A 5,601-nucleotide genomic window follows, 5' to 3' on the forward strand; every position below is an offset into this window, starting at 1 on the left:
CCATCAATTATGACGTCAATAAACCCGCAAGCACGACGATTAATTTTACCGTTTTTACCAATAGTATCGATACTGATCGCGGCTTGAGAGATTCATTTTTACGCCGAAAAGCATTGCTGAATACGAAACAATATCCGACGATGACCTTTGTTTCCAAAAAAGTCAGCATGATAAATGCTAAAGAAGCCAATGTGACCGGTGACTTTACAGTGTTGGGTCAAACCAAATCTTTGACGGTAAGAGTAACGCTATCAGATGTAGAGAATGACCCTATCACCTCTAAACCTACTTTAAAATTTCGCGCGACAGGTTTAGTAAATCGTTATAATTACGGAGTTACCGCTTTTCCAAAAGTGATTAGCAATATCATCCCACTTGAGATATCGGGAAAATTGATTGCGGCTAATTAGGCTCAGAAAGGCTTAAAAGAACCCAAAAAAAAGAATTACTAGATATAGTCGATTCAATTTAAAAAGAATACAGTGCTTCTAGGATAAATTTTTCGAAGCCTCTGGAGTGCGAAGCGCACAGCAAGCGAGGAAATTTTATCCTAGCAGAACGCTATTTTGAACGTACCTCTTTTATATTGAACTGACTATAGCAATGAAAGCCGCAATGCCTCGTCAGTATTACAGCTAGGCTGACGTTTTATGTTATTTAGCTGGATAGCCAGTGATATCCTGGATACTATGATATAACGGCTGCAAGCGCTCATACATTTTAAGATATACCTCATGATATAAGCGCTTGTAGAGATGGACATTGGCATCAATGGGTAAGAATTCATCGCCCAAATGGATCATCGCCTCACTTGCAGCCGCGTGATCAGGATAGACTCCGAGACCGACCGCACAGTTGATTGCAGCGCCTAAGCCGGATGCTTCATAAGTATGCGGACGATAGGCGGGCATACCAAAGATATCGGCCGTCAGCTGCATGGCTGAGTCGCTTTGGGAGCCGCCGCCTGAGACACGTAAGTGTTTGATAGGTTTGCCTGTACGTTTTTCAATCTTATCAAAACCAAGCTTAAGCTCGTAGGCAAGCCCCTCCAAAATTGCGCGGTAAACGTGCGCGCGTGTGTGTACATCGCCAAAGCCAATGAGAGCACCTTTGCCCTCAAGCCCAGGATGACGAACGCCGGGCGACCAATACGGCTGCATCATCAGTCCCATACAGCCAGCTGGAATGTCTTTTACGGCTTGGTCAAGGAGTTTTTCGGTATCGATGCCCTGCGTCTTTGCTAGCTGCTCTTCATATTGGGCAAATTGTTCTTTAAACCAGCTGACCATCCAAAATCCACGATAAATCATATACTCGTGATTGTAGTAATTCGGCGCGGCCGCAGTGTAGGCAGGCATGTGCTTGAGTATTTCGACATAATTACTCGACGTGGTATTAATCGTCGCAGTGGTGCCAAAGCTTAAGCAGGCGGTGTCTGCTGCGAGACCCGCAGAACCCAATGCTTCACAGGCTTTATCACTGGCCGCTGCTATCATTGGTGTGCCCTCAAGGAGACCGGTGGCTTTGGCTGCTTTGGAGCTAATGCTACCGAGTGCTTGACCGGGTGCAATGAGCTTGGGCATCTGTTCAGGTCGGCAGCTGAATAATCGCCATTTGAGGTCTTTGGGTTTTAGCCAAGCTTGCGCTTTATAGTCATATGGTAGATAGCCGAGGGCGTGGCCGGTGGAGTCGATTAGCTCGCCTGTGAGTTGATAAGTGAGATGGGCTGATAAATTGACATAGTGGACGGTCTTTGCCCACATTTCTGGCTCATGATGGGCAAGCCAATTACAGCGGGCTTTTTGCTGTGCTTCTTTTGCCAGCTCGCCCATACCAATCATTTTCGTCAATGGCCCGAGGAACCCTAAATCATTGGTCTCACCGCGGCGCAAATCCATCCATACGATGGCTGGACGTAGCGGTTGTTTGTCTTTATCCAGACATATCATGGTGTAGCGCTGCGTTGCTAGACTGACCCCAGCGATTTGTGCTGGGCTAATATCACAGGTTTGCCACAGTTTTTGACAAGCCTCACTAAGTTTTTGCCAATAATAGTCGGCATGCTGCTCAGCAAAGTTGGGCTGAGTTGAAAAATACGGCTCGATAGGGACACGTGCTTTGGCAACCTCTGTCCCAAACTGGTCAAATATCAGTGCTCTGACGCTTTGGGTGCCATTGTCGATCGCTAAGAAATAAATAGAGGTATCAAGGTTGTTGGTCATAGTAGTCCTTTACTATGTAGGAATAAAAATAGACTTAAGCGGCAGGTAGATAATAATAACGTTGCCATAAGTCTTTATAACGCCTGACTTCCTGCTGCCATTTTTTCTCATCCCAGCCCAGCTCCTGCTGACAGATTTGCTTCAGCTTATCGCGCACTGAGGGAATCATCGCACCATCATTTAAGATAAGCCCCAAACGGGTACGCCGTAATAATAAGTCGTCTAGATGAATGACCTGCTCATAGTGAGCAGCAAAACGCACTTCTGCCCAAATGGTATTGCTATCGGTCACATAAGCCAATTCATCGTCATGAGCCAGCTCTAGCAAAGTATCAAGCTGTAAACCATAAAAACCTTTTAAGCGCTGTTGTAATGGTAGCGGCAGAGCAGTAAATTTAGGATTGCTCGGGGTTTGATTGCTAAAAACTTGGCTGCTATATAACACCTTATCTTGAGTGGCTGATTCATCGAGTTCGAGTACCTTTTGACAGACTTTCAGTACATCAAGGGCGATTAGGCGAAAGGTGGTTAATTTGCCACCGCTGACGGTCACTAGGTTATTATCCAACCAGACGCTATGATCGCGCTTTTCCTTACTAGGACTGACGCGCTTACCCTCACTGCCATCAGAAATCAGTGGACGCACGCCTGCCCATGAGCTGATGACATCCTTGCGGCTAATATCTACATCATCAAAGAGATCATTGGTCGCGGTCAACAAATAATCCACCTCGGCATTGGTAATGCCGACTTCTGTATCATCTAAGGGTGGATGGTCCAAATCAGTGGTACCAAGAACGGTTCGGTTCTCCCACGGAAAGACAAAGATGGCTCTTTTATCGACAGGATGCAAAAAGGTATAGGCTTGATTGAGCGGTAGGCGCTCTTGACTGACCACTAAATGACTGCCGCGCGATGGACGAATTTGCTTATGAAAGGTTTGTTCCGTTTGCTTGCTGGCTTGCATCCGTAACGTATCCGCCCAAGCGCCCGTGGCACTGACCACGACTTTGGCCTGAACGTCGTAAGTATGGGTGCTATGTTGAGGAGAGGTGTCTTTTAGAGTCGCACCCACCACTAAGCCTTGTTCATTGGTTATGAGTGATTCTGCTTTAAGATAGTTAATCGCGTGCGCACCATCATGAATAGCTTCGTCCAATACCCGCATTACGAGCCGTGAGTCATCGGTCACTGCATCACTAAATTGACTGGCACCCAAAAATTTATCTTGTTTAATATGAGGGTTAAGGCTAAGAAAGGCGTCTTTTTTAAAGTACTTAAAGTAGTGCTTACCCGCGAGCTTATCGTATACCCTAAGTAGATTATTAAATATCCATGGCGGTGGAAATTTGCCTTTGTAATGGGGCATGACATAGTGCATCTCATTAACGAGTCCACTTGCTTCATTCAGCATGCGTTCACGCTCACGTACGCTGTGCAGTGTCGTCTTGAAATCGCCTGAAGCAATGTAGCGTAGCCCGCCATGTACCATTTTACTTGAGCGACTGGAGGTGCCCCAAGCGAAGTCTTTTTGCTCAATTAATAGTACTGCTAAGCTGCGCCTTGCTGCCTCGCGAGCAATACCAGCGCCAGTAATGCCGCCACCGATAATGAGCATATCCCATGGTTCAGAACGGGAAAGTGGTGCTAATGCTTGCTGGCGTTGCTGATATTGATTAGTTTGGTTCATAAATGTTCCATCTCAAATGATATTCAAATGAATCAGTGGCTCAACAACCTTAAGCTATCTGGTCGGGCGACAGTTGCCTTTTAATCTTCGATCAAAACACCCGGATTCATACGCTGCTCAGGGTCCAGACTTTTAAGCATATCACGGGTGACCTGAATACCTAGCTCACCTTTTTCGGCAGCAAGGTAAGGGGCATGGTCACGGCCGACACCATGCTGATGCGATATCGTGGCTGTACCATTGGCAATGCTCAAACTTGCCGCCTGTTTAATTTTCTGCCAACGACTTAACGTACTGGCATGGTCTTTTGCGGCTCTAAAAAAGTAGGTGGTATAAAGACTGGCACCTTGCTTGTAGACATGCGAGATATGGGTAAACGCCATCACCGCTTCGCCTTCATCTGTCAGGGCGGTCTGAACTGCTTCTTGCATCTGCTGCATCTGCTCGTCGATATGATTCCAGTTGGTCGCGGTCTCAAAGGTATCGACCATGATGCCTTTTTCCCACAAAGTACCGCGCAAATAAGGGAATTTAAAGCGACCATGCGCCCAGATAGTGCCCATCAAATTGGCCAGCTTGCCACTGACGCCGCCATGCTGTTTTAACAGATTTCTAAACTGCGTCATTGCCAACTTATTCTGTGCTTTATCTCCTGTTACGCCATAAGTGAGCATGACTTTTTGTGAGCCTAGTCCACGGGCTTTTAGATAGGTGTTAATGGCCATAAACTGGCTGGTTGAGGTGCCCAAATGCAGATGCGCATCAGTCTCGACCGCATTGCTTAGGCGTAGCATCGATAGGCGGATGTTTTTTTGTACCGCTTGTCTAAGTACTTCCTTACCTGCTTCCCAATTGGGCAAAAACACCACTTTAAATAGCTCTTCTTCAGGCTGTTGCTGTACGCGCATTTTGACTTCGGTAAAAATACCGGCCCGACCCTCAGTACCCATCATCATCTCACGCAAGTCAGGTCCGGCTGATGACGCTGGAATATCAGCGATATTTAGTACTCCTTGTGGCGTCACCAAAGTACCACCGGCAAACATCTGCTCGATACGCCCGTAGCCTAGCGACTGCTGACCACTAGAGCGTGCTGCAATCCAACCGCCAAGTGTAGATAGCTCCCAAGACTGTGGATAATGTCCCAAACGATAGCCGTGCTCGCCCAATTGCGCCTCGACTGCTGGTCCTTGTGTGCCTGCGCCAAACGTAGCAATTTGGCTCTCGACATCCAAGTCGATGAGTTGATCCATTTTGCTCATGGCGATGGTCAGTACGGGGCGTGAACTTTTTTGCGGATTGATATGACCAGCGACTGAGGTGCCGCCGCCAAAAGGAATGACGATCAGGTTATATTCGCTTGCTAGCCTCAATAAGGTTTCGACATCAGCGGTCGATTCAGGGAAAGCGATGCCATCAGGAAAGACTTCAAAGTCGCCACCATGCATGGCTATCCAGTCGGGAAGGCTATGACAGCGAGCATGTCTGAGTCTAACTTCTTTATCGATAGAAACGCTATCAAGCTCTGTGATGGCTGCAGGCAAGCGTGATTTTGGTACAGTTTTGAGCACCTTTTGTAAGCTGACAGAAGAGAGTTTTTTGGTTTTTACGATATACGAATTGATTAGTTTTGCACCATGTAGCGAGACTTTTTTGTTGATACTAACATTGCCCCAACCATTCCAGCGC

The 5,601-nt window shown here is 47.0% G+C and carries 4 protein-coding genes; 1 reads left to right on the plus strand and 3 read right to left on the minus strand.

Annotated features, from left to right (window positions below):
- The coding region (locus VLN09_RS11185; RefSeq protein WP_325246535.1) for a YceI family protein at positions 1 to 410 on the plus strand (410 nt) is incomplete at its 5' end.
- Positions 411 to 653: 243 nt separating this feature from the next.
- On the opposite strand, the gene VLN09_RS11190 is transcribed toward VLN09_RS11185, so the two are convergent.
- From VLN09_RS11190 to VLN09_RS11200, 3 genes are all read right to left on the minus strand, one after another.
- Positions 654 to 2,222: an FGGY-family carbohydrate kinase gene (locus VLN09_RS11190; RefSeq protein WP_325246537.1), complete on the minus strand. Its 1,569-nt coding sequence runs from the start codon at positions 2,220 to 2,222 to the stop codon at positions 654 to 656.
- Between the two features lie 34 nt (positions 2,223 to 2,256).
- Positions 2,257 to 3,912, minus strand: a complete 1,656-nt coding sequence (locus VLN09_RS11195; protein WP_325246539.1) for a glycerol-3-phosphate dehydrogenase/oxidase — start codon at positions 3,910 to 3,912, stop codon at positions 2,257 to 2,259.
- Positions 3,913 to 3,992: 80 nt separating this feature from the next.
- The coding region (locus VLN09_RS11200) for an FAD-binding oxidoreductase (RefSeq protein WP_325246541.1) at positions 3,993 to 5,601 on the minus strand (1,609 nt) is incomplete at its 5' end.

Source organism: Psychrobacter sp., assembly GCF_035469765.1.
GTDB lineage: Bacteria > Pseudomonadota > Gammaproteobacteria > Pseudomonadales > Moraxellaceae > Psychrobacter.

Coding starts and splice junctions, on each gene's coding strand:
- VLN09_RS11190 (WP_325246537.1), bottom strand. CDS start 2,222: ATGACCAACAACCTTGATACCTCTATTTATTTCTTAGCGATCGACAAT.
- VLN09_RS11195 (WP_325246539.1), bottom strand. CDS start 3,912: ATGAACCAAACTAATCAATATCAGCAACGCCAGCAAGCATTAGCACCA.